Source organism: Mesorhizobium sp. LCM 4576 (assembly GCF_001854815.1).
GTDB classification, from domain to species: Bacteria; Pseudomonadota; Alphaproteobacteria; order Rhizobiales; family Rhizobiaceae; genus Mesorhizobium; species Mesorhizobium plurifarium.
The window spans coordinates 1-24,355 of record NZ_MDDT01000062.1 but is presented as its reverse complement, the minus strand read 5'-3'; the positions used below and the strand labels follow the sequence as shown (position 1 = coordinate 24,355).

Genomic DNA, 24,355 nt, shown 5'->3' with positions numbered 1-24,355 from the left:
CATGCAACGCTGCTTGTGGTTGTAGTCGTCCGGCGGTTGTGGGTGCGGCGGGTCAGCCGCCCGTCGCGGTCCCGGCCTTGGCCGCGGCAAACAAGGCGACCGCGTTGGTTATGCTTTGYGCCGCCTTGCCGCGCCAATCGGCATTAAGCAGTTGCGCCTCGTCCTTGACGTTGGAAAGATAACCGAGCTCGACCAGGACCGACGGCACGTCGGGAGCCTTGAGCACCCTGAAGCCAGCCGAACGCTGCGGATTGTTGATGAGGCCGACGTTGGTCGACAGTTGACCGACGRGCGTGTGGGCGAAGCTCATCGAGAAACTGTGGGTCTCGCGGCGGATCAGGTCGATCAGGATGTCGGTGACTTCCTTGTTGTCGTCCTCGATCTTCATCCCGGCGAACTGGTCGGAGAGGTTCTCGCGATCGGCAAGCGCCTGGGCCTCCGGATCGGAGGCCTTGTCCGAGAGCGTGTAGACCGTGGCGCCGCGAAGCCCTTTGACGGCGATCGTGTCGGCGTGGATGGAGATCAAGAGATCGGCCTCGTGCTGGCGCGCGATGCGCACGCGTTCGTCCAGCGCCAGGTACACGTCGTTGTCGCGCGTCATGTAGACATCGTATTTGCCGGCCGCGGCCAGCTTGTCGCGCAGTTCCTTGGCGAAGGCGAGCGTGACGTCCTTCTCGACCGTGCCGGCGGAGCTTTCGGCGCCGCCGTCGACGCCRCCATGGCCCGGATCGATGACCACCGTGAAGCGATGGCCGGGCGCCGAAACCGGTCCGGTGCCGACCCGCTCGCCCTTTTCGGTCGAAACGGTCGAACCCGTCGTCAGCGACTGGTTGGCCAGCGCCTCGTCGAATTCCCGCTCGGAAGCGGCCGACATGTCGATGGCGACGCGGTAGCCGCCGCCATCGTCATTTTTGAGCACGTCGAGCTTGTCGACGGCGAAAGGTCCCTTGCCGGTGAGGATCAGGCGCGAACCATGCCCCTGATCGCCGTAGCGGACAGCGCGCACAAGGCCGCGCGGCTTAACATCCTTGGCGTCAAGGGCGAATCGCGTGCGCGGCAGGTCGATGACCAGACGATTGGGGCCGCGCAGCAGGAACCATTTGACGTCCGGCTCGCGGTCGAAATTCACGACGATGCGCATCTTTGTGGCGTCGCCGGCCATCTTGTAGCCGGTCGCGCCAAGCAGGGTATCCGCGTACGCGGAGGCGAAACAGGACAGGATGGTCAACAGCAAGGCGCTCGAGGCCAGGCGCAGGAAACGCCCGGCGGCCCTACCCCTCTTGTCCGCGGTGCCCGCCGATCCCATCTCTTATTCGTCGCTCCAGGTTTGACGCATCGCGCCCAGCCTTCCGGCAGTGCCTGTCAGGACACCAACTCGATTAACGATTGGTATTCAGAGAAGGTTAACCAAGCCTTTCATGGGGCGCGACGAAAGGCACCTTCCCCAGCGGAAGCGCTTTTTGCCGGCATCCGAAATCGGGGTTGCCTTCCATCCCGCCAAATCATAAAAGCGACGTTGGATCACTGCAATCCTGGAACCGCTCGCCTCAGCAGTTTCCTGCCAAAGGTCGGATGCAAAGGCGGCTCCGTTATCCTTCCAGGCTCAGGTGGTCGCGACGATTTTCGCAGGCGTGCCCTCGTGGCGGGGGAATCGCTTGCGTGAGGAAAACGGCCGGGTTTGCCCYGCGCCGGCTCTTCGTGAGCAAACAAGCTGGTCCGGCACAGCCCGGGCTTTGGTTCAAAAGGTTCTGCTGGGTGCCGATGGCTTCAAGCGCAATCATGGAAAGGTCCGCATCGAACCGCGCCATAATGGCTGCGGGCGGCACCGCCATCGCGCTGAAGCGGCGGCTAGCGGACATTCAATTATCCGGCATGCATGGAAATACAGATGCGCAGCGGCGGGCATTGCCACGCCAGCTGCGGCTGTCGGCTGCCGGCAGGAAACAAAATAATGCCCAACAAGATGCTGATAGACGCCTCCCACCCGGAGGAAACACGCGTTGTCGTCGTTCGCGGTAACCRCATCGAAGAATTCGACTTTGAATCCCAGGACAAGAAGCAGCTCAAAGGAAACATCTACCTCGCCCGCGTAACCCGCGTCGAACCTTCCCTCCAGGCAGCCTTTGTCGAGTATGGCGGCAACCGTCACGGTTTTCTCGCCTTCAGTGAAATTCACCCCGACTACTATCAGATCCCGGTCGCCGACCGTCAGGCCCTGCTGCGCGCCGAAGCGCAGGAAGCCGAGGACGAAGACGACGACGAGGCCGAGGCCGGCGAAGAACAGCAGGCGCGCGATCGCGGCGGCCGGCGCAACCGGCGTCGCGGCGGCAACAATCGCGACCGCGGCGAGCACAAGCACGATGCTGAAATCGCGGCTTCCCCGGAAAGCGGCGAAAGCCAGGCTGAAACCGCAGAGGCCCACGACACCGCTGCCGAGGTTACCGGAAGCGAGGATACCGGCGCCGAAACCGCCGATGCCCGGGCTGAAAATTCCGAAACAGTCTCCGAGGCCGAACCGGAAACGTCTGAAGAGCCCGCTGCCGAGACCGGCGGCGACGCCGCAGCGGCCGACCATGCCGCCGACGACGAGGACGCCAAACCGTCCGAAGGCGGCCCCACGTCGATCGCCGCGAGCGTCGACGCCGACGTGATCTCCGAAGCGGTTCCGCAGACAGATCAGCCCGAGCAGACGAGTTCCGAGCAGAGCGGCGAAGCTGCCGCCAGCGACAATGATCGCGGCATGCTGGAGGATGTCTCGGCCGTGCATTCCGACGAGCACGAAGTCGAATCGGTCGGCGCCGAAGACGCGCTCGAGGAAATCCGCAACCGCCGCAAGCCGGTGCGCCGCCAGTACAAGATCCAGGAAGTCATCAAGCGCCGCCAGATCCTTCTGGTGCAGGTGGTCAAGGAAGAGCGCGGCAACAAGGGCGCGGCGCTCACCACCTACCTCTCGCTTGCCGGCCGCTATTCGGTGCTGATGCCGAACACGGCGCGAGGCGGCGGCATCTCGCGCAAGATCACCAACGCGCAGGACCGTAAGCGCTTGAAGGAGGTCGTGGYCGACCTCGAAGTGCCGCAGGGCATGGGCGTGATCCTGYGCACCGCCGGCGAAAGCCGCACCAAGGCCGAGATCAAGCGCGACTACGAATATCTGATGCGGCTTTGGGAAAACGTCCGCAACCTCACGCTGCAGTCGTCGGCTCCCGCCCTGGTCTATGAGGAAGGCAGCCTGATCAAGCGATCGGTGCGCGACCTCTACAACAAGGATATCGACGAAATCCTGGTCTCCGGCGAGGACGGCTATCGCGAGGCCAAGGACTTCATGCGCATGCTGATGCYGAGCCATGCCAAAGTGGTTCAGCCTTACCGCGACACCACGCCGATCTTCGTGCGCAACGGCATCGAGGCGCAACTCGACCGCATGCTGCAGCCGCAGGTGACGCTGAAGAGCGGCGGCTACATCATCATCAACCAGACCGAGGCACTGGTTTCGATCGACGTCAACTCCGGCCGCTCCACCAAGGAGCATTCGATCGAGGAGACCGCGCTCCACACCAATCTGGAAGCGGCCGAGGAGGTCGCGCGGCAGTTGAGGTTGCGCGACCTTGCCGGCCTCATCGTCATCGACTTCATCGACATGGAGGAGAACCGCAACAACCGCTCCGTCGAGAAGCGGCTGAAGGATCACCTCAAGAACGACCGCGCCCGCATCCAGGTCGGCCGCATCTCGCATTTCGGCCTGATGGAAATGTCGCGCCAGCGCATCCGCGCCAGCGTGCTGGAATCGACCATGAAGCCCTGCCCGCATTGCGGCGGCACCGGCCATGTTCGCTCCGATTCTTCCGTGGCGCTGATGGTGGTGCGGGCGATAGAGGAATTCCTGCTCAAGGATTCGCGCAGCCACATCATCGTGCGCACACCGTCGGCGACCGCGCTCTATGTGCTCAACCACAAGCGCGCCAACCTGGTCGAGCTCGAAGCCCGTTTCGGCCTGACCATCACGATCGAGGCAGACGAAACGCTCGGCACCCAGCATTACGCGATCTTCCGCGGCGCCGTTGCCGAGAAGCCGGAAGGCTTTGTCGAGGTGCGCAGCCTCCCAGCCTATGTCGAGCCGGAAGAGCCCGAGGACGAGATCGTCGTCGAGGAAGAGGAAGAAGAGGTTTCGGAGCAGGCCGAACAACCGCGCCACCCGCAGCAGCAGGGCCAGCATCAGCAGCGCTCCGAGGACGGCGAAGGCCGCAGGCGCCGCAAGCGCCGGCGGCGGCGCGGCGGCAGGGACCGCGACCGTGAGCACACCGGCGATGCCACGGCCGCGCCGGCGGAGGCTGACGAAGCTGACGCCAATGCGACCGGTGCAACGGAAGAAGCCGCTCAGGACGTGACCGCCGGCGGCGAAGCCGTGGCGGCAGTTGCCGAGGACAGCTCAGCCAAGAAGCGGCGGCGCGGCAAGCGCGGCGGCAAGCGCAACCGCCGCGAGGACGAGGCTTCGGAGGCGGTTGCCGGCGAGACCGTCGGCGACACCGAGGACGAAGTGGCGGAAAGCGAGGATGCTGCCGGCGAGCCGGTCGTGGCGGCCGCGCCCCAGCAGCCTGCCGCTCCCGCCGCCGCCAATGACGACGCCGAGGTCGCGGCGGCCGAGAAGCCGAAGAAGCCCCGCCGTTCGAGGGCCAAGAAGACAGCCGAGGAAACCGTGGCCGAGACGGTGCCGGAGCCTGTGGCGGAAGCCCAGGTCGCGCCCGTGGCTGTCGAGCCCGAGCCGGCGACTGCYGCTCCCGCGGCGGCAGAGGCCGAGCCTGCCGCCAACGCGCATCCGACGCGGCGCAAGCCACAGTCGATCGACGCACCGGTTGTACCCGTGGTGTCCTCTAACGTGTCTGACGAGGCCAAGGCCGAGGACAAGCCGAAGCGCGCCGGCTGGTGGCAGCGCAAGGGCTTTTTCTAAGCCTTCAGGCCGTTAGACTGATCTTCTAAAAGAATCCCGCGCCACATCGGCGCGGGATTTTTCATTTCGCGCCGGTCAGGCGCACTTTTCCTGGAACTGCTTTAAGGCGCAAAGATCGACCAATTCATCGTCCGGGCGAGCTTCTCTAAGGCGATGGAGCCGAGCTTGGAGTTGCCGTTCTCGTTAAGGCCGGGCGACCACACCGCGAGCGAAGCCACTCCGGGCACGATGCCGAGGATGCCGCCGCCGACGCCGCTTTTGCYGGGAATGCCGACGCGGAAGGCGAAATCGCCGGAGCCGTCATAGTGGCCGCAGGTCAGCATCAGCGCGCCGATGCGGCGGGCCCGCTCGGCCGACACGACGGAATGCCCGGTCGCCGGGTTCCTGCCGCCATCGGCCAGGAACCGGCCGGCCATGGCAAGCTGGCGGCAACTCATGGCGATCGCGCAATGGTGGAAGTAGACACCCAGCGCCAACTCCGGCTCGTGATGGAGATTGCCGAAGGATTTCATGTAATTGGCAAGAGCGAAGTTGCGATAGCCGGTGGCCCGTTCGGATGCCGCGACCTCGCGGTCGATGATGATCGTCTCGTCATCGGCGAGGAACTGGATGAAGCGCAGGATTTCGCCGATCGCCTCGCGCGGCTGATGGCCGGCGAGCAGGACGTCGGAAACGACGATGGCGCCGGCATTGATGAACGGATTGCGCGGGATGCCGTTCTCGTGCTCGAGTTGGACGATCGAGTTGAATGGATTGCCGGACGGCTCGCGGCCGACGCGATGCCAGAGCGCATCGCCGATCTTGCCCAGCGCCAGCGTGAGCGTGAAGACTTTCGAGACGCTCTGGATCGAAAAGGRCTGGTCGGCGTCGCCGGCAAGAATGACGCGGCCGTCATTGGTCACTGCGGCGATGCCGAATTTCTTCGGATCGACCTTGCCGAGCTGCGGGATGTAGGTCGCCACCTCGCCGCGATCGGTGCGCTCCGCCATTTCGGCGGCCACCTCCGCCAGTGCTTGCTCGAGTTCAGCCATGGCTTCTATTTCAGCCAGCGTTCGATGCGCGCCAGCGCCTCGACCATGTCGTCATGGCTGCCGGCATAGGAAAAGCGCATGGTTCGATGGCCCTGCAACGGGTCGAAATCGCGACCGGGCGTCGCCGCGACATGCGCCTCGGCCAACATCTTGCGGGCAAAGGCCATGCTGTCATTGGTGTGGCGGGTGACGTCGCAGAAAGCATAGAAGGCGCCGTCCATGGGTGCTGCGAGCGCAAAGCCGAGTTCCGGCAGACGCGTCATCAGAAGGTCGCGGTTCCAGGCATACCGCGCCTTCACCCTTTCCAGCTCCTCCGTCGCCTTGAAGGCTTCGATCGCCGCGATCTGCGACAGTTCCGGGGGCGAGATGTAGAGGCTCTGGGCGACGCGCTCGACCGGCCGCACCAGTTCTTCCGRCAACACCATCCAGCCGATGCGCCAGCCGGTCATGCAATAATATTTCGAGAAGGAGTTGATCACCGTGACGCCGGCGCCATGCGCCAGCGCGGTGACATCGGGAGCCGCATAGGCCAGACGGTGATAGATCTCGTCCGAGATCACGGCGATGCCGAGCACTTCGGCCGTCTTGRCCAGCGCGGCGAGCTCGTGCGCCGGTATGACCGCGCCGGTCGGATTGGCGGGGCTGGCKAACAACACGCCCTTCAGCGGCTTCTCGCGATGCGCGGCCTTCAGATGCGCAGCGTGCAGGTAGGCGTCCGTGCCGAGCTCGATCTCGGCGATCTCGATGCCGAGCGYGGCCATGATGTTGCGGTAGGCGGGATAGCCGGGCGCGGCGATGGCGACGCGGTCGCCCGGATCGAACATGGCCAGGAAGGCCAGGTTGAAGGCGGYCGACGAACCGGTCGTGACGGCAATGCGCGACGGCGCGACGTCGATCCCGTAATGCTCGCCATAATGCGCCGCGATCGCCTTGCGCAGATCAGCCAGCCCTAAGGCATCGGTGTAGCCGATGCGACCGTGCCTGAGCGCCGCGGCTGCCGCCTCGCGGACACCGACCGGCGCAGGGTCCGACGGCTGGCCGACCGCCATCGACACGACGGGCACGCCGGTGGCCTTCAGCCGGTTGGCTTCGGCCAGGATGTCCATGGCGTGGAACGGCTCGACTTCCCCCCGGCGCGAAAGCGAAACGACCATTTGACCTCTTCCAACTGCCTATTTTCGGTGAATTCCGGAGCAAGCAGCGCAGACTTGCCCTTGAGCTGCCCTAGTTAAAGGGACAGCGCCGCACAAATGCCCGATTGATGTGGGGATCACAAGCGCGCAGGAAGTTGCCGGCGCCGACTTTTCATCTTTCGCCCGCTCGTCTACCAGTGGACCTATGTTGAGCCGACCCCGACCATCGATTGGCAAATCGCCCCCCCTCAGCCGAGCCGCGCGCGGTTTCGCGACGCTTATGCTTGCCGCGGCCGTTGCCGTGTCGAGCTCGGTCARCGCCTTCGCGCAAGGCGTGCCGGTGGTGCGCGACGCCGAGATCGAGGCGCTGGTGCGCGACTATGCCCGGCCGATCTTCAAGGCGGCGGGGCTCGCCAATGACGGCATAGACATCGTGCTCGTCAACGACCAGAGCTTCAATGCCTTCGTCACCGGACGCCGCCTGTTCATCAACACCGGCGCGCTGGTGACCGCCGAGACCCCGAACGAGATCATCGGCGTCATCGCACACGAGGCCGGCCATATTGCCGGCGGCCACCAGCAGAAATTGCGCGACCAGCTCGACCGTGCCAAGACCATGGCCATCATCGCCACGCTGCTCGGCGCCGGCGCCATGGTGGCCGGCGCCACCACCAACAGCCGCGGCCTTGCCGGCGCCGGCGTGGGCGTCGCCGCCGGCGGCGGCGAGATGGCGCAGCGCTCGATCCTTGCCTATCAACGCACCGAAGAGATCACCGCCGATCGTTCGGCGATCGCCTATCTCAACGCCACCGGCCAGTCCGGCATGGGCATGCTGAAGACCTTCGGCCGCTTCCAGAGCGCGCTGTCGCTCGCCGRCACTCAGGTGGATCCCTACCGGATCAGCCACCCGATGCCGCAGGAGCGCATCGCCAACCTCGAGGTGCTCGTCAAGCAGAGCCCCTTCGTCAACACGATCGACCCGCCGGCGCTGCAGCAGCGGCACGACATGATGCGCATCAAGATCGCCGCCTACATGCAGGGTCAGGCGGCCGTTGCGCGGCTGATGCGAAAGAACCCGGCCAGCCTCGCCTCGCGCTATGGCGACGCGCAGCAGACCTATCTCTATGGCAATCCAGGCGCGGCGCTGACCAAGACGGCAGCGCTGATCAAGGAACAGCCGAAGAACCCCTATTTCCAGGAATTGCGCGGCGACATCCTGATGAAGATCAACAAGCCGAAGGACGCGGCGGACGCCTATGCCAAGGCGGTCAGCCTCGATCCCGCACGCTCCGGCCTGCTGCTGGTCTCCCTCGGCCAGGCGCTGATGGYGGTCGGTACACCAGATTCGCTCAGGAAAGCCGTCACCCAGCTCAACAACGGCGTCGGGCGGGACAAAGAGAATTCCGATGCTTATCGCTTTCTGGCGCAGGCCTATGGCGAACTCGGCGATGTTCCGGCCGCAGATCTCGCCACCGCCGAGGGCCATTACTATTCGGGCGACTACAAGAACGCCAAGATCTTCGCCATGCGCGCTCAACAGAAATTGAAGCGCGGCGAACCCCGCTGGGTCCGCGCTCAGGATATTATAAACTACACGCCATCGAACAAACTCAAATGAACCTCCCGGGCGTTGGCCGCGACCAAGGCGCACCAGGAAAGGCAAAAGGATCGACAATCATGAACAAGGCAATCCTGCTTRGCAGTGCTGGCGGTCTGGCGGTGGCGCTCGGCATGCTGGCCTTCGGCTTCGTGGCGGGAAACCCGCAGGCCGCTAAGGCCGACACCGTGCAAGTAGCGCAGGTCACGTCCTCCACCGATACCAAGGCTTCCGCCGACACCAAGATCGATCGCAAGGAGGTCGAGGGCATCATCCGCGATTACCTGTTGAAGAACCCGGAGGTTCTGCTCGAGGTGCAGGACGCGCTCGAGGCCAAGCAGAAGGAAGAGCAGCGGCTCGCCGCGCTCGGCGTCATCAAGGATTCCAAGGACGAGATCTTCAACTCCACCTTCGACGGCGTCGTCGGCAACCCGAAGGGCAAGGTCACGATCGTCGAGTTCTACGATTACAATTGCGGCTTCTGCAAACGCGCCATCGAGGACATGCAGGCGCTGACCAAGTCCGACCCGGACCTGCGCTTCGTGCTGAAGGAGTTCCCGATCCTCAGCCCGGATTCGCAGAAGGCCAGCGTCGTCTCCATGGCGTTCCACCTGATGCATCCGGAGAAATACGGCGAATTCCACACCGCGCTGCTCGGCGGCCAGGGCCGGGCCACGGAATCCACCGCCATCAAGGTGGCGCTTTCGCTCGGCGCCGACGAGGCGGCGTTGCGCGAGAAGATGAAGGATCCACGCATCGCCGAAACGCTGTCGCGCACCTATGACCTTGCGACGAAATTGTCGATCACCGGCACGCCGTCCTATGTGGTCGGCAACGAGGTGATCTTCGGAGCGCTCGGCCAGCAGGTTCTGGCGGAAAAGATCGAACAGGCCAAGAGCGCGCTGTAGGCGCTTGCGGATGCAGAAGCCGGCCGCTGTGGACAGCGCAAGAACGCACTTGCGCTCTTTTCGCGGGCGGCTATGCCCATTATAGAGGCCAGTGCGCCGGCTCGGGGCCGGCGTGGAACAAGGTCGCCATATTGAAAACGATTTTCGTCCTCAACGGTCCCAATCTCAACGCGCTCGGCAAACGCGAGCCCGGGATTTATGGCGGCAAGACGCTCGCGGCCATCGAGGAGGACTGCAAGGCGGCAGGCGCCGCGCTCGGACTCGAGATCGATTTTCGCCAGTCCAACCATGAGGGCGATCTGGTCGACTGGATCCAGGAAGCCGGCGACAAGGCTTCCGGAATCGTCATCAATCCCGGCGCCTACAGCCACACCTCGATCGCCATCCACGACGCCATCCGCTCCGTTGCGCCGCTGCCCGTCGCGGAAGTCCATCTTTCCAACATCCACGCGCGGGAGCCCTTCCGCCACGTCTCCATGGTCGCGCCGGTCGCTGTCGGCATGATCTGCGGGTTCGGGCCGCTCGGCTACACGCTCGCGCTGCAGGCACTGGCGGCACGCCTGTGACCGGCCCCCAAACAGAAGGCTCGAAAATGTCGATAAAAAAGAACGGTGTTGACCAGCAACTGATCCGCGACCTGGCGGGCATTCTGAACGACACCAATCTGACCGAGATCGAGGTGGAGCTCGGCGATCTCAAGGTGCGCGTGTCGCGCCAGTCGCAGGCCGTTCACGCGGTCGCGGCGCCGCTGCCGGCGATCGCCGCGGCTCCTGTAGCTGCGGCGGCTCAACCCGCCGCGGCCGCTGCGCCCTCCGATCCGTCGAAGAACGCCGTGCCCTCGCCGATGGTCGGCACGGCCTATCTGGCGCCCTCGCCCGACGCCAAGCCGTTCGTGGAGATCGGCCAGAAGGTGAAGGAAGGCCAGACGCTGCTCATCATCGAAGCGATGAAGACGATGAACCAGATCCCCTCGCCGCGCGCCGGCACGGTGACGGCGATCCTCATCGAGGACGCCCAGCCGGTCGAGTACGGCATGCCGCTGGTGGTCCTCGAGTAGAGCCGGGAACAGCCAAGAGATGTTCCAGAAGATCCTCATCGCCAATCGCGGCGAAATCGCTCTGAGGGTGCTGCGCGCCTGCAAGGAGCTCGGCATCCAGACGGTGGTCGTCCATTCCACCGCGGATTCCGACGCCATGCATGTGCGGCTTGCCGACGAGAGCGTGTGTATCGGCCCGCCGCCGTCGCGCGAAAGCTACCTCAACATCCACCAGATCGTCGCCGCCTGCGAGATCACCGGCGCCGACGCCGTGCATCCGGGCTACGGCTTCCTGTCGGAGAATGCCAAGTTCGCCGACATCCTGGCGGCCCACAACATCACCTTCATCGGCCCGTCGGGCGACCATATCCGCATCATGGGCGACAAGATCGAGGCCAAGCGCACGGCAAAGCGTCTCGGCATTCCCGTCGTGCCCGGATCGGACGGCGCGATCAGCGACGACAAGGAAGCCAAGCGCGTCGCCGCCGAGATCGGCTATCCGGTGATTATCAAGGCCTCCGCCGGCGGCGGCGGTCGCGGCATGAAGGTGGCGCACACCGAAGCGGACCTTGAAGTGGCGCTGCAGACGGCCAAGTCGGAAGCGGGCGCCGCCTTCGGCGACGACGCCGTCTATATCGAGAAATATCTGGAAAAGCCGCGCCATATCGAGGTGCAGGTGTTCGGCGACGGCGCCGGCCGCGGCGTGCATTTCGGCGAGYGCGACTGCTCCCTGCAGCGGCGCCACCAGAAGGTCTGGGAGGAAGCCAATTCGCCGGCGCTCAATGCTGAGGAACGTTCTCGCATCGGCGACATCTGCGCCAAGGCGATCGCCGATCTTGGTTATTCCGGCGCCGGCACGATCGAGTTCCTCTACGAGAATGGTGAGTTCTATTTCATCGAGATGAACACGCGCCTGCAGGTCGAGCACCCGGTGACCGAGGCGATCACCGGCATCGACCTTGTGCACGAGCAGATACGGGTTGCTTCCGGCGGCGGGCTGTCGGTCAGGCAGGAAGACATCAAGTTCAACGGCCACGCCATCGAGTGCCGCATCAACGCCGAGGACCCGCGCACCTTCGCGCCCTCGCCCGGCACGATCACGCATTTCCACACGCCMGGCGGCCTCGGCATCCGCGTCGATTCCGGCGTCTATTCCGGCTACAAGATCCCGCCCTATTACGACAGCCTGATCGGCAAGCTGATCGTGCATGGCCGCAACCGCGTCGAATGCATGATGCGGCTGCGCCGCGCGCTCGACGAATTCGTCGTCGACGGCATCAAGACGACGCTGCCGCTGTTCCGCGACCTTGTCGGCAACCCCGACATCGCCAATGGCGACTACGACATCCACTGGCTGGAAAAATACCTGGCCAAGGGTGAATAGCACGGGGATGCGATGACCCGCCCCTACGCGCCAGGCTATCGCATTCCCACCGACCTGCTGCTTCGGGCCTATGCCTCCGGCGTCTTCCCGATGGCCGAAAGCGCCAACGACCCGGAAGTGTTCTGGGTGCGGCCAGAAACGCGCGGCATCATTCCGCTGGACGGGTTCCATACGCCGCGCAGCCTCAAGAAGACGATCCGCAGGCATCCCTTCGAGATCCGCTACGATTTCGATTTCGAGGCGACGATCGACGGCTGCGCCGAAAAGCGCGAGGAGCGCCGCTCGACCTGGATCAACGCGCCGATCCGCGAAGCCTATGTCGAGCTCTATCGGCTTGGGCACTRCCATTCGGTCGAGGCGTGGCGCGAGGACCGACTGGTCGGCGGCCTCTACGGTGTGTCGCTCGGACGCGTGTTCTTCGGCGAAAGCATGTTCGCCAGGGAGACCGACGCGTCGAAGACCTGTCTTTACTATCTCGTGGAACGGTTGAAGGCGCGCGGCTTCGCGCTGCTCGACACGCAGTTCACGACAGAGCATCTGAAGCGCTTCGGCGCTGTCGACGTGCCGCGCGGCCAGTACGAGAAAATGCTCGCCGAGGCGCTTAAAGGCGAAGCTGTCTTCTATCCTTGAGGATCAGTCCCGTGCCGCGTCGATCGGCGTCTGCGCATGGAACATCATCTTCCAGCCGTCGGCGCGATGGACGTAGCCGGTGCTGACGAGCGCCGCATAAGGCTCGCCATTCTCGCGCGTCGCACGCGCTTCGTAGGTGAGCATGACGATGTCGCTACCCGGCTCGACCATTCCCTTCAGTTTAATGTCGAGGTCGCGCCAGCGGTTGGGCTTGCTGGCCGTCGCGGCCAGTTCCGCGTTGGTCATCGCCTGCGCCATCTGCGGGAACGCGACCAAGCACTCTACATCGACATTGGCTTGGTAGTAGGCGGAATCGCCGGTCCAGAAGCCTTTTTCAAGTTCGAGAAGCTCTTGCCTGTTGGCGGTGATCGGCTTCGTGGCGGTCATCGCGGAATCCTCCTCGCCTGCCGAATTTGAACGGACAAAGGGCGGGCAGGTTCCGAGATCAGTTGGTGGTGGTCGTGTCGTCCGGCTCCGGCGCCGCGTCAGCCGGCTCGGGCGCAGCGTCGGCCGGCTGCGCCGGAGCCTTGGGCTTGGTGGCCTGGGTCTTAGGCTTGCCCGTGTCGGCCTTGGCCGCGGTCGGCGGCGGCACGTCCGATTTCTGCTTGCAGCCCTTGAGCCAGACGTCATAGACGGCATGCTCGACGGCGTTGAGGCCGGGGCTTTCGGCAAACATCCAGCCGGTGAAGATGCGACGGATCTTGCGGTCGAGCGTGATCTCGTCGACCTCGACGAAGGAATCGGTCTTGGGCTGCTCCGTATCCGGCCGCGAATAGCAGACGCGCGGCGTCACCTGCAAAGCGCCGAACTGAACGGTCTCGTCGATATAGACGTCGAAGGTGATGATGCGGCCGGTGATCTTGTCGATGCCGGCGAACTCGGCCACTGGATTGGTGACGCGGTCGGAGGCCGCGGGTGCAGGGGCCGGTGCCTGCGCGGCGGCGAAGGCTGCCGTCGAGGCGAGCAGAAGGGACGCCCCCGCGATCAGCGCCTTTGAGGTTTGGCCTGGAATCCAAGAGCGCAATTCCGGACGGAAAACCGCTGCGCACTTTTCCTGGAATTGCCTCGAAGAGCTCATGCAAAATACCGGTGGTTGCGCCCGGGTGATTCTCTCAACGCCCAAGGCTAGTCATAGCTGCGCAGTCAGCAAGCAGCTAAATGCCAATTGTGGCGATAAAGGACCGAAGCGGCGTCGTGGACGCGGATTACGATCCGGGCGTCCAGGCGTCGTAGTCGCCGGTCACCTGCGGACGATGCTGGTTGGTCAGGATCGAACCCTTCGGCCGATAGGCCGACGGCGTTCCGGTCGGATTCGCCTGATGCGGCTTTTGCCATTCGCGCGGCTTGTAGCTTTCGCTGGCCGGAGCGGTGTCGACGCGATGATGAATCCAGCCATGCCAGCCCGGCGGGATCTTCGAGGCTTCCGAATAGTCGCGATAGATCACCCAACGGCGCGTGCGGCCTTCCGAATCGACCCCGCCCTCGTAATAGACGTTGCCTGCTTCGTCCTCGCCGACCCTCTTGCCGAAGCGCCAGGTGTGGAAGCGGGTGCCGAGCGTCTGGCTGTTCCACCAGGTGAAAAACTGCAGCAGGAAAGTTTTCATCCAAATCCTCGCGGCGGCAGCGGCTCCTGCCTTTCCCCTGCTTATGGYGTCACGCCGCCGCGATGGCAAGGGTTTTGCCGCGCCCGGAATGTAAATGCTTCGTGCGCTAAATCGATGCACCGCTGCTACCGGYGGCAGCGCCGCTTGCCAAGCGCGGCCCGTCTTTCTAAAGCTCGGCCCGCCCCGTTTTGGGCGCTCTAAATCAAAGAGATAGGGCATGATGTCGTCCGAAAACCGCTTCACGCTTTTCGGCATCATGCTCTGGGGAGGTGACGATTGACCCGGGATCCGTCCGCCGACAGCCGGATCAGCGCCGAAGACATTCGCCGCCGCAAGGGCGGCGTGCCGATCGTCTGCCTCACCGCCTACACCTATCCGATCGCCCGTCTGCTCGATCCACATGTCGACCTGCTCCTGGTCGGCGACAGCGTCGCCATGGTCCTGCATGGCCATGCCACCACGCTCGGCGCCTCGCTGGAGATGATGATTGCTCACGGCCAGGCTGTGATGCGCGGCTCGGCCAGGGCCTGCGTCGTGGTCGACATGCCGGCCGGCAGCTATGAGGTCTCGCCGGCGCAGGCCGTGGCGGCGGCGAGGCGGATCGTGAAGGAAACGGGCTGCCAGGCCGTGAAGCTCGAGGGCGGCGTCGACATGGCCTCCCGGATCGCGGCGATCGTCACCGAAGGGATACCGGTCATGGGCCATATCGGCCTGCAGCCGCAGTCGGTGGAGAAGGACGGCGGCTACAGGATCAAGGGCCGAACGCAGGACAACATCGCTGCCCTGCTCAGCGATGCCGAGGCGGTGGAAGAAGCCGGCGCCTTCTCGGTCGTCATCGAGGGCACGATGGAGGCCGTGGCCGCGAAGCTTACCCGTCACATCTCCATACCGACGATCGGTATCGGCGCCAGCGCCGACTGTGACGGCCAGATCCTGGTGATCGACGACATGGTCGGCATGACCGTCGACCGTGTACCGAAATTCGTCAAGGAATACGCCGCCTTGCGCGGCGTGATAGCGGATGCGGCAGCGCGCTACGCCGCCGAGGTGCGCAACCGCGCCTTCCCCGGTCCCGACCACGTCTTCACGACGGCCTCCGCCAAGGACAAGACATGAACGCGCCAATCGTCGTCGATAGCGTCGCAGCCCTTCGGGCGCAGGTCCGGGACTGGCGGCAAGCCGGCCTGAAGGTCGCCATGGTGCCGACGATGGGGGCGCTGCATGACGGCCATATCTCGCTGGTCAGGATCGCGCTCGAACGGGCCGAGCGCTGTCTCGTCTCGATCTTCGTCAATCCGACGCAGTTCGCGCCGACGGAAGATCTCGACAAATATCCGCGCCAGTTGGCGCGCGATCTCGACCGGTTGCGGGACGCCGGCGCGCATCTCGCCTTCACGCCGGGCGTGAGCGAAATGCATCCCTCCGGCTTCGCCAGCAAGATCTCGGTCGGCGGCCCCTCCCGCGGGCTGGAAACCGACTTCAGGCCGAGTTTCTTCGACGGCGTCGCCACCGTGGTGGCCAAGCTCTTCCTGCAGGCGGCGCCCGATTGCGCCGTGTTCGGCGAGAAGGACTACCAGCAGCTTTGCGTCGTCCGGCAGCTCTGCCGCGATCTCGACCTGCCCGTCGAGATCGTCGGCGCGCCGACAGTGCGCGACGCCCACGGCCTCGCCATGTCGTCGCGCAATGCCTATCTCGGCGAAGCCGAACTCGACATTGCGCGCAAGCTCAATTTGGTCCTGCGCCGCACCGCAGCGGCGCTTTCAGCCGGCGCGGATGAGGCCGGCGCTACCGAAGATGCCGCGAAGGCGCTTGTCTCAGCCGGCTTCCAAAAGGTCGACTATGTCGCCGCCCGCGCGAGCGTCACGCTCGGCCCCTGGCAGCGCGGGCACGACGGCCGCTTGCTCGCTGCGACATGGCTCGGTACGACGCGGCTGATCGACAATGTGGAGATTCCCTCCGCCTGAGCGCCCACGATCCGCGAGCTGTCGCCGCGGCGCTCTATGACGCTACTCTTCCGACGGCATATGCAGGTACATCGACTGGATGCCGACGCGGCCTGGCCCGGTGAAGCGGTTGACGACGAAGTTCATGGCGGCGCCGAAGAAGCCGCTGGAAAGTTTGTCGATCCTCGTATCCATCCTGACCGACGCGTCCTTGAACAGCCAGCCRCCCGGCTCGATATCGATGGTCTCGCCGGGCGCCAGCACCTTCTCGAAGACGTTGCCGTAGCCATGCAGCCAGACGATGCCGTCGCCTGTCTCGCCCCGGAAACGGTCGATGAAGAAGCCGCTCTGGCCGAACAGCATCGTTCCCAGCCCGCGTACGCGTTCGAAAGAGTAGTCGACACTGGCAGTGGCGGCGAGGAACTGGTGTTCGCGCACCTGGATCTCCTCGCCGCGCCGGAGATGGATCGGCACGATATGACCGGGCCCGTCGCGGCTGAAGGCGATGACGCCCGGCCCGGACGCCTCGGTGACGAAGATCTGCATGCCGGCGATCATGCGCTTCAGCGCGCCCTTCAGCGATTTCAGGCCGATGGTGATCGTGGTGTTCTTCCAGAGCAGGATGTGGTGCTCGAAATAGACCGGCATGTTGGTCACATCGACCGACAGCACCGGCACCAGTTCGCCGGCGACGTGATAGGTCACGCCGCCAAAAGTCTCCTCCGACACCTCGGTCGGCATCAGTTCCGGCAAGCTCGGCATGRCAATCCCCCGATTGCGGACGACGCCCCTGCCTTATGGAGGGCGCGACGCCGGCGACGAGCAGCCTTGATCGCGCGTAACGGCGCGATCAAATCAAAACCTTGCGATGAGATGGAATGCCCGCCTGCGACATAGAGCATTTCACCGTTTCACAGAAACGGCGAACCGCTCTATTTCTTTGTTTTTACGCAATTCCGAACGGAAAACCGCCCACACTTTTCCTGGAATTGCTTTAGCCGAGCCGCTTTTCCAGGATGAGCGCAGGCCATCCCGAACTGCCGCCGCAATCCGCGGTCCTGCCCGCGCGCCTGAACCCGTTCGCCTCGTAGAAGGCGATCGCCACGGCGTTCGCCTCCTCGACCTCAAGGCGCAGCTTACGCATCTCCGGGAAGCTTGCCTCCACCTCATCGAGCAGCAACCGGCCAATCCCCTGCCGCTGGCAGGCCGGATGCAGGTAGAGCTGGTGCAGAAGCACGATCTTCGGGTCCGTGGTGGCGGCGGCGAAGGCCATGCCGCCGAGCCTCTTGCCATCGTCGGCGACCAGGAATTCGGAATTCGGCCGCGTCAGCCGCGCCTTGAGCGAGGCGATCGAATGCCAGTCGTCGGTGATCGCCGCAACCTGTTCGGCACCGTGGACGGCGTCATAGGTTGCGCGCCACGTTTCGACCAGCAACGCACGCACCGCAACAAGATCGCGCTCGCTGGCGGTGCGGACGAACATCGGCCTATTCGATGCCGAGCTTGGCCTTGACGAGGTCGTTAACCGTCTGCGGGTTGGCCTTGCCGCCGGTCGCCTTCATCACCTGGCCGACGAACCAGCCGGCCATGGTCGGCTTGGCGCGCGCCTGCTCGGCCTTGTCCGGGTTGGCGGCGATCACCTCGTCGACCGCCTTCTCGATGGCGCCGGTGTCGGTGACCTGCTTCATGCCGCGACTCTCGACGATCTGGCGCGGATCGCCRCCCTCGTTCCAGACGATCTCGAACAGGTCCTTGGCGATCTTGCCGGAAATGGTGCCTTCCTTGATCAGGTCGAGGACGGCGCCGAGCTGCTCGGGCGAAACCGGAGCATTTTCAATATCCTTGCCGGCTTTGTTCAGCTGGCCCAAGAGATCGTTGATGACCCAGTTGGCGGCGAGCTTGCCGTCGCGCCCTGCCGCCACCTTCTCGAAATAGTCGGCGATCGGCTTTTCCGAAACCAGCACCGAGGCGTCATAGGCCGAAAGGCCGAGCACATCGACCAGCCGCGTCTTCTTGTCGTCGGGCAACTCCGGCAGGTCCTTGGCGAGCGCGTCGACATAGGCCTGGTCGAACTCCAGCGGCAACAGGTCGGGATCCGGGAAATAGCGATAGTCATGCGCTTCTTCCTTGGAGCGCATCGAACGCGTCTCGCCCTTGGCCGGATCGAACAGGCGCGTCTCCTGGTCGATCTTGCCGCCGTCTTCCAGGATGGCGATCTGYCGGCGCGCCTCGTATTCGATGGCCTGGCCRATGAAGCGGATCGAGTTCATGTTCTTGATCTCGCAGCGCGTGCCGAACGCGCCGCCCGGTCGGCGCACCGAGACGTTGACGTCGGCGCGCAGCGAGCCTTCGTCCATGTTGCCGTCGCAGGTGCCGAGATAGCGCATGATCGAGCGCAGCTTGGTGACATAGGCCTTGGCCTCGTCGGCCGAGCGGATATCGGGCTTGGAGACGATCTCCATAAGCGCCACGCCGGAACGGTTGAGATCGACATAGGACATGGTCGGGTGCTGGTCGTGCATCGACTTGCCGGCATCCTGTTCCAGATGCAGGCGCTCGATGCCGACCTCGATATCCTCGAACTCGCCCTGACGGTCGGGCCCGACGGAGACGATCACCTTGCCCTCGCCGACGATCGGCTGCTTGAACTGCGAGATCTGGTAGCCCTGCGGCAGGTCCGGATAGAAATAGTTCTTCCGGTCGAAGACCGACTTGTGGTTGATCGCCGCCTTCAGGCCGAGCCCGGTGCGGATCGCCTGTTTGACGCATTCCTCGTTGATGACCGGCAGCATGCCCGGCATCGCCGCGTCGACCAGGCTGACATTGGCGTTGGGCGCGGCGCCGAACGAGGTCGAGGCGCCAGAGAAAAGCTTGGCTTCCGAGATCACTTGCGCATGCACTTCGAGCCCGATGATGATCTCCCAGTCGCCGGTGGCGCCGGGGATCAGACGTTTCGCGTCGGGGGTGCGGGTGTCGATGATGCTCATGGAGGCCTACGTACTGTGAATTCGCGAATATGCGCGAACGGATAATTGACGAGCAACTTCGCTAGTGCAAACCGCCCTGCGAGACAAGCGCAAAGCCGCCTACTGGCCTTTTCTGCGGCTCTCGCCTAAGAAGCGTCCATTCCAATGGAGAGTGGATGTCCACTTACGCTCAGTCCCGGTGAAGCCCTGACCTCCTACGAGGCAGGGCAGAAAAACCTGAAACCCCGTGCCGCGATGTCTCGCGGCGGCGGCTTTTGTTGTTTTTCCCAGGACTTTCTCCAATGGACATATCGCGCAACGAACAGCGCATACTGCATCTGCTCGCGCAGGGCGGGCGTATCGAAATCGAAAAGAACGAGAGCAAGAAGATCGCCTCGGTCCAGTGCCTGACCCGCGACGGCTGGCGCTATCCGGGCTTCGACCTGGAGCTCTTTCGAAAACTGAGGCGGAAGAAGGCCGTATCCTCTTCGGGCGGCGGCCCCTACCGTATCACCCGGCGCGGATTGGAACTCGTCCGCGCCGAACTCGACAACAGATAGCGGCGTGCGAGCCGTGCTCCGCCGGCCGGAAAACGGCCGGCGGCTATCGCCGCTCAGGCAGTGGCGATATAGGCCCTGATCTCCTCGGCCTCGCGCTCGACATCCTCGATGCGGCGCTTGACCACGTCTCCGATGGAGACGATGCCGTCGAGCAGCCCGTTTTTCTCCACGGGGAGATGGCGGAAGCGGCCCCTCGTCATGATCTCCATGACTTCGTTGACCGTGTGGTTTTCGTTGCAGATCTTGACCTTCGGAGTCATCGCCGAGCGCACGGCGATGTCGAGCGCGGCGGCGCCCTCCTTGGCCACGACCCTGACGATGTCGCGTTCCGAGAGAATGCCGACGATCTTTCGGTCGCCATTGGTGATGACGAGCGCGCCGATCCTGTGCTCGGCCAGCATGCGAATGGCTTCGCTGAGTTTCTCATTGGGCCCGAGCGTGAACACGTCATGGCCCTTGCTTTCAAGAATTGCCTTAACCGTCATGGCGTCCTCCACAGCCTTTGACGCCGGCTCCCGCCCCGACCGGCTTTCAGCCCCAACATGGTGCGCCGTCATTGGTTGCATTTCAAGTGCGCCTAAGGACTAGAGCGTTTCACCGTTTCACGGAAAGGGCGAACCGCTCCATGCCTTTGTTTTCACGCAATTCCGGACGGAAGGTTACGGCGAAGACGCCGAACTTAACCGCTGCGCACTTTTCCTGGAATTGCTCTAAGAGGCAGCCGGCGGACGGTCGAAGAAGCGCAGCCCGAAAAAGCCGGCCACGAAGCCGCCGATATGCGCTTCCCAGGCGATCTGGCCGTCTATTCCCGGCGCGAAGCCGAGCAGGCCCGTGGCGAGATTTATGACCATCCAGACCCCCAGAAAGGTCATGACGCCGCGCGAGCGCAACACCGCGGCGATCGGCAGTGGCTCGCCGGCGAAAGCGGCCTTGCCGGACGAACGGTCGACGCGGAAGCCATAGCGAGCCGCCGCGCCCATCATGCCGGAGATCGCGCCCGACRCACCGACCAGCGGCATCTCGCCAAGCGGATGCAGCGCCCAGAAGAGTACTACCGAAGCAAGGCTCGTTGCCGCGAAGAACAAGGCGAAGCGCAGCGTGCCAAATCGATTGGCCAGTGGCGAACCAAAAGCGGCGAGCCAGATCATGTTGATCAACAGATGCGCCACGCCGCCATGCAGGAACGCATAGGTGAAGGGGCTCGAAAAAGCATAGAAATCAAGGTCGTACCGGCCGGAATAGCGAATGGGGACGAAGGCCGCCCGGACGAGCAGGGCAAAATCCTGGTCGTCGGTCAGCAGATAGACACGCACCAGATGGACAGCCACGCAGATGCCGATCACCGCCAGCACGGCGGGCGGCAGGTTGAACACGGGTTCGCGGCGCGGCGGCTCGGATGCCTCGTCCGGCAACGGTTCGTTTTCAGTGGGGCTTACGGGCTCGCTCATGCACCCTTACAGGTTCGGGACTCGGGCTTTCGACGAGCATGTAGATCACGCCCTTTCGAATCACAAACGGCTATTCGCCACAGCGGGCGCGCGGAAAAAAGGGCGAATCAGAACAGCGACGAATCAAAAAGAAGGCCGTCCAGGATTCCCCTGGACGGCCGGTCGAGTCCCCTCTCCCCATAAACTCGTGACTGAAGTGCTGCCGATCGCTGCGAGAACGACCGTTTTGGAGTGGTTTTGGTGTGCCACAGGCCTCAGCGGCGCGCAACGTAAACCACTTGTTAACCTTAACGACTCCGAGGCGTGAACAAACGTTAACGATACTGGCACGCATCCTGCTCCGCACCGCATGAAGGTCATCGGAGGGCGCCCTGTCTGTTCGCCGATGGGACATCAAAAGACAGATTGTGCGGAGCGGAATGGAAATGAACGAAAAAGGATYGATCGCGCTGTTCCAATATTGGAACCAGTTGCGTGATGGTCGCCTCGCCCCGAAGCGATCGGAGGTGGAGCCGGCCGACATCAAGTCGCTCCTGGCCGACACCTTCATCCTCGAGCGCGACACGCGCGGCGAAGCGGTGTTCCGGCTGGCCGGCACAAGGCTCTGCGCCTATTACGGCCGGGAGCTCAAAGGCTTCTCCTTCCCGTCGCTCTGGCGCGAGAAGGACCAGCGGCTGATGTCGCGGCTGATGCAAGGCGTTTTCGATCAGAAGTCGGTCCTGCTCATGACCTATGAGGGCTTCAGCCGCAACGGCCGCTCCAACAAATTCGAGCTCCTGTCGCTGCCGCTGGATGGGGGGGCCGAGAACCAGCGCTGCCTCGGCATCATCAGCACCGCCGACAAGCCCTTCTGGCTCGGCGCCGATCCGATCGCCGACGCGCTCATCGATACGATCCGGGTGATAGACCCCGACAAGGAGCCGATGTTCCTGAAGAACCGTCCGGCGATCGACGTTCCCTCGCTCGTTCCGGCCGAATTCGATCCTCCGGAAACCATTTCGGCGCTCGGCCGCGTGCGCCGCATCCGCCATCTCGTCGTCCTCGACGGCGGGCGTCACGAGTGAGCCTGGCTCCGCGGGACTTGCGCTTTCCTCACGGTTAATTTTTCCGCGTCCCGCGAGCCCCCAAGCCCAGGCTTTTGCGGCCGATTTTTCCCRTTTGTTAACCTGCTTGGCTGTAGTTTTTCTGAGCGAAATTCCTCGCATCGTCGCGCGGAATGCCAACGGGGTGCAGGCAGTCATGAGGTCAGCGGCGGTAGAATATGCACCGTCACGAGCTGAGCGGCGCAATTTCCAGCGTGTCCGCGTCAAAATCTACGGACGCTTCATGCTGGAAGACCGCACCGAACATGCGTGCCAGGTGATCGATATGTCGCCGGGCAACGTCGCGTTGCGCACGGACCGCATCGGCAAGCCGGGCGAGAAGGTCATCGCCTATATCGACCATATCGGCCGGGTCGAAGGCATCGTGACGCGCACGTCGCAGGACGGCTTCGCCATGACCGTCATCGCCTCGGACCGCAAGAAGGACAAGCTTGCCGCGCAGCTCACCTGGCTTGCCAACAAGCATGAGCTCGACCTGCCCGAGGATCGCCGCCACGAACGCGTGGCGCCGCGCAATCCRATGAGCGTCCTGCAGCTCACCGATGGGCGCCAGTATCAGTGCCRCATCATCGACCTGTCGCTCTCGGGCGCCGCGGTTGAGATCGACGTCAAGCCGGCCATCGGTGTCCAGGTCATGCTGGRCACAATGCGCGGCCAGGTGGTGCGCCACTTCGAGGATGGCGTCGCCATCGAGTTCGCGGTCATCCAACGGCCGGAAACGCTCGACCAGGAATTCAACGCGCCGCGATCCTGACATAAGCTCTCCGCAGAAAAGCCAACCGGCCCTCGGCGGCCGGTTTTTTTGTCCGGTTTTCTCCTGACGCAGGCCGCCTCGGCACCTACCAGATCTTCATAAACCTGAACAATTCAAGATCGCGATAGTTCGAATTTTATGTTTATTCTACTGGCGTTTTACTCAATATCTACTTCGGGTTTTTGCGTCAAATAAATCCCAACGTGGCACAGTCTCCTCAAACGGGGAGACTACAACCAATGAAAATGACGAGGGGCAAGCTGTTGCTCTTGGCAATAGCGATGCAGCTTTCCGCGTGGGGCACGGCAAGCGCGGGACCTGCTTTCATGCATACGGGCGGACGCACCACCCAGCCGGTCGGTCACTATGACTTCTGCCAGCGCATTCCGGTCGAGTGCGCCCAACGGACGCCGAAGGGTTCGCCGGTCGAATTGACGCGCAAGCTRTGGGCGACGATCGTCAACGTCAACAATTCCGTCAACGTCCGCGTCAAGCCGCGCACCGATATGGAGATCTACGGCGTCGAGGAATACTGGGCCTATCCCGACAACGGCTATGGCGACTGCGAGGACTACGCGCTGGAGAAGCGCCGCGAACTAATGGCCATCGGCGTGCCGGCCGGCGATCTTTTGATGACGGTGGTGCGCCAGCCGAATGGCGATGGCCATGCGGTGCTGACTGTGCGCACCAGCCTCGGCGAATTCATCCTCGACAATCTCGAGCCGAAGGTGCTCGCCTGGAACGACACGGTCTACACCTATCTCAAGCGTCAATCGACCGAGAATTCGGGCGTTTGGGTGACGATCAACGACGGCCGCGAGGACGCGGTCGCCAGCGTCCGCTAAGGCGCCAAAGCGATCGGGCACGGCGCGGTTACGCGCGGCGGCGTGCCCAGGGAGAAAGCCCGGTCGAGTCCCCACCCTCCCCGTCCCCAACGACCGGGTTTTAGGAGCCGGCCCCTGTCCCCGGGRCCGGCTCCGCCATTTCGGGCGCCTGCCGAACGCCACTGGCCGGGGCGCCCTTCCCGAGCGTGGCAGGGCTGTCCGGGGAAGGTCGCAGGTGAATCGAAATGCCGCATGTGCATGCCCCGTAAGACGGGGATTTTCCGTCTACCTTCTGGTTGTCGAGACTCAGAAAGGGAACGGGGCATGCGCTATAGGCCTAGCATTCTTGGCAAGCTGGTTGAACCGATCAATCGTCGCCGCTTCCAGACGATTGTGGATAGCCATGACGGCGATGCCTATGACAAATCGTTCAAGAGCTGGGACCATCTGGTGGTGTTGATCTATGCTCAGCTCAGCGGCGCGACGAGC

General features: G+C 63.8%; 26 protein-coding genes. 14 read left to right on the top strand and 12 right to left on the bottom strand.

The window, feature by feature from the left end; genetic code table 11:
* Positions 1-52: 52 nt before the first annotated feature.
* Together LCM4576_RS30035 and LCM4576_RS36435 are read right to left on the bottom strand one after the other, a co-directional pair.
* Complete coding sequence (locus LCM4576_RS30035) at positions 53-1,306, bottom strand: N-acetylmuramoyl-L-alanine amidase (RefSeq protein WP_071036030.1); 1,254 nt, start codon at positions 1,304-1,306, stop codon at positions 53-55.
* A 283-nt stretch (positions 1,307-1,589) separates the two neighbouring features.
* A complete protein-coding gene (locus LCM4576_RS36435) occupies positions 1,590-1,859 on the bottom strand; it encodes a hypothetical protein (RefSeq protein ID WP_131803322.1) in 270 nt (89 codons plus the stop codon).
* 92 nt (positions 1,860-1,951) lie between these two features.
* Between LCM4576_RS36435 and LCM4576_RS30030 the strand changes: the two genes are divergently transcribed.
* The gene (locus LCM4576_RS30030; protein WP_071036044.1) at positions 1,952-4,945 is read left to right on the top strand and encodes an Rne/Rng family ribonuclease; all 2,994 of its coding nucleotides are present in this window, start codon (positions 1,952-1,954) and stop codon (positions 4,943-4,945) included.
* 101 nt (positions 4,946-5,046) lie between these two features.
* On the opposite strand, the gene LCM4576_RS30025 is transcribed toward LCM4576_RS30030, so the two are convergent.
* A complete protein-coding gene (locus tag LCM4576_RS30025) occupies positions 5,047-5,976 on the bottom strand; it encodes a glutaminase (RefSeq protein WP_071036029.1) in 930 nt (309 codons plus the stop codon).
* Between the two features lie 5 nt (positions 5,977-5,981).
* Positions 5,982-7,130: a pyridoxal phosphate-dependent aminotransferase gene (locus LCM4576_RS30020; RefSeq protein ID WP_071036028.1), complete on the bottom strand. Its 1,149-nt coding sequence runs from the start codon at positions 7,128-7,130 to the stop codon at positions 5,982-5,984.
* A 184-nt stretch (positions 7,131-7,314) separates the two neighbouring features.
* Here LCM4576_RS30020 and LCM4576_RS30015 point away from each other — a divergent pair, with 184 nt between their 5' ends.
* The 6 genes from LCM4576_RS30015 (at position 7,315) to aat (ending at position 12,664) form a co-directional block, all read left to right on the top strand.
* Positions 7,315-8,727, top strand: a complete 1,413-nt coding sequence (locus LCM4576_RS30015) for a M48 family metalloprotease (protein WP_071036027.1) — start codon at positions 7,315-7,317, stop codon at positions 8,725-8,727.
* Positions 8,728-8,786: 59 nt separating this feature from the next.
* The gene (locus LCM4576_RS30010) at positions 8,787-9,614 is read left to right on the top strand and encodes a DsbA family protein (protein ID WP_071036026.1); all 828 of its coding nucleotides are present in this window, start codon (positions 8,787-8,789) and stop codon (positions 9,612-9,614) included.
* 131 nt (positions 9,615-9,745) lie between these two features.
* Complete coding sequence (gene aroQ / locus LCM4576_RS30005; protein ID WP_040983116.1) at positions 9,746-10,180, top strand: type II 3-dehydroquinate dehydratase; 435 nt, start codon at positions 9,746-9,748, stop codon at positions 10,178-10,180.
* A 26-nt stretch (positions 10,181-10,206) separates the two neighbouring features.
* Complete coding sequence (accB, locus tag LCM4576_RS30000; RefSeq protein WP_071036025.1) at positions 10,207-10,671, top strand: acetyl-CoA carboxylase biotin carboxyl carrier protein; 465 nt, start codon at positions 10,207-10,209, stop codon at positions 10,669-10,671.
* A gap of 19 nt (positions 10,672-10,690) precedes the next feature.
* Entirely contained in the window at positions 10,691-12,034 is a 1,344-nt protein-coding gene (accC, locus tag LCM4576_RS29995; RefSeq protein ID WP_071036024.1) for an acetyl-CoA carboxylase biotin carboxylase subunit, read from the top strand.
* A gap of 12 nt (positions 12,035-12,046) precedes the next feature.
* Positions 12,047-12,664 carry a leucyl/phenylalanyl-tRNA--protein transferase gene (aat, locus tag LCM4576_RS29990; RefSeq protein WP_071036023.1) on the top strand — a complete coding sequence of 206 codons (618 nt, stop codon included), beginning with the start codon at positions 12,047-12,049 and terminating at the stop codon, positions 12,662-12,664.
* A 3-nt stretch (positions 12,665-12,667) separates the two neighbouring features.
* Here the strand turns inward: aat and LCM4576_RS29985 are convergent, their stop codons facing one another.
* From LCM4576_RS29985 to LCM4576_RS29975, 3 genes are all read right to left on the bottom strand, one after another.
* The gene (locus LCM4576_RS29985; protein ID WP_071036022.1) at positions 12,668-13,051 is read right to left on the bottom strand and encodes a hypothetical protein; all 384 of its coding nucleotides are present in this window, start codon (positions 13,049-13,051) and stop codon (positions 12,668-12,670) included.
* Positions 13,052-13,109: 58 nt separating this feature from the next.
* Positions 13,110-13,742 (bottom strand): DUF2155 domain-containing protein, encoded by a 633-nt coding sequence (locus LCM4576_RS29980; RefSeq protein WP_244508403.1) that lies wholly within the window; start codon positions 13,740-13,742, stop codon positions 13,110-13,112.
* Between the two features lie 127 nt (positions 13,743-13,869).
* Entirely contained in the window at positions 13,870-14,268 is a 399-nt protein-coding gene (locus LCM4576_RS29975; RefSeq protein WP_040983126.1) for an NADH:ubiquinone oxidoreductase subunit NDUFA12, read from the bottom strand.
* Positions 14,269-14,544: 276 nt separating this feature from the next.
* Between LCM4576_RS29975 and panB the strand changes: the two genes are divergently transcribed.
* Entirely contained in the window at positions 14,545-15,384 is an 840-nt protein-coding gene (panB, locus tag LCM4576_RS29970) for a 3-methyl-2-oxobutanoate hydroxymethyltransferase (RefSeq protein WP_071036021.1), read from the top strand.
* Positions 15,381-16,232, top strand: a complete 852-nt coding sequence (gene panC, locus LCM4576_RS29965; RefSeq protein ID WP_071036020.1) for a pantoate--beta-alanine ligase — start codon at positions 15,381-15,383, stop codon at positions 16,230-16,232. Before panB ends, panC begins: the two co-directional genes overlap by 4 nt.
* Before the next feature lie 42 nt (positions 16,233-16,274).
* Here panC and LCM4576_RS29960 read toward each other — a convergent pair whose 3' ends face one another.
* The 3 genes from LCM4576_RS29960 to gatB form a co-directional block, all read right to left on the bottom strand.
* On the bottom strand, positions 16,275-16,973 hold the full coding sequence (locus LCM4576_RS29960; RefSeq protein WP_041006316.1) for an AIM24 family protein: 699 nt from the start codon (positions 16,971-16,973) through the stop codon (positions 16,275-16,277).
* A gap of 232 nt (positions 16,974-17,205) precedes the next feature.
* Complete coding sequence (locus LCM4576_RS29955; protein WP_071036019.1) at positions 17,206-17,694, bottom strand: GNAT family N-acetyltransferase; 489 nt, start codon at positions 17,692-17,694, stop codon at positions 17,206-17,208.
* 4 nt (positions 17,695-17,698) lie between these two features.
* Entirely contained in the window at positions 17,699-19,198 is a 1,500-nt protein-coding gene (gatB, locus tag LCM4576_RS29950) for an Asp-tRNA(Asn)/Glu-tRNA(Gln) amidotransferase subunit GatB (protein ID WP_071036018.1), read from the bottom strand.
* A gap of 281 nt (positions 19,199-19,479) precedes the next feature.
* On the opposite strand from gatB, the gene LCM4576_RS29945 reads away from it, so the two are divergent.
* Positions 19,480-19,737, top strand: coding sequence for a YjhX family toxin (locus LCM4576_RS29945; RefSeq protein WP_041008562.1), 258 nt, complete (start codon positions 19,480-19,482; stop codon positions 19,735-19,737).
* Between the two features lie 53 nt (positions 19,738-19,790).
* Here LCM4576_RS29945 and LCM4576_RS29940 read toward each other — a convergent pair whose 3' ends face one another.
* A complete protein-coding gene (locus tag LCM4576_RS29940) occupies positions 19,791-20,222 on the bottom strand; it encodes a CBS domain-containing protein (protein ID WP_040983461.1) in 432 nt (143 codons plus the stop codon).
* A gap of 225 nt (positions 20,223-20,447) precedes the next feature.
* On the bottom strand, positions 20,448-21,185 hold the full coding sequence (locus LCM4576_RS29935; protein WP_071036017.1) for a rhomboid family intramembrane serine protease: 738 nt from the start codon (positions 21,183-21,185) through the stop codon (positions 20,448-20,450).
* A 425-nt stretch (positions 21,186-21,610) separates the two neighbouring features.
* Between LCM4576_RS29935 and LCM4576_RS29930 the strand changes: the two genes are divergently transcribed.
* The 4 genes from LCM4576_RS29930 to LCM4576_RS35395 all read left to right on the top strand — a co-directional run.
* A complete protein-coding gene (locus LCM4576_RS29930) occupies positions 21,611-22,249 on the top strand; it encodes a PAS domain-containing protein (protein WP_071036042.1) in 639 nt (212 codons plus the stop codon).
* A gap of 175 nt (positions 22,250-22,424) precedes the next feature.
* A complete protein-coding gene (locus LCM4576_RS29925) occupies positions 22,425-23,042 on the top strand; it encodes a PilZ domain-containing protein (protein WP_071036016.1) in 618 nt (205 codons plus the stop codon).
* A 239-nt stretch (positions 23,043-23,281) separates the two neighbouring features.
* Positions 23,282-23,887, top strand: a complete 606-nt coding sequence (locus tag LCM4576_RS29920; RefSeq protein ID WP_071036015.1) for a transglutaminase-like cysteine peptidase — start codon at positions 23,282-23,284, stop codon at positions 23,885-23,887.
* Positions 23,888-24,118: 231 nt separating this feature from the next.
* Positions 24,119-24,355 (top strand): DUF4372 domain-containing protein (locus tag LCM4576_RS35395; RefSeq protein ID WP_407067412.1); only part of this gene is annotated, 237 nt, incomplete at its 3' end.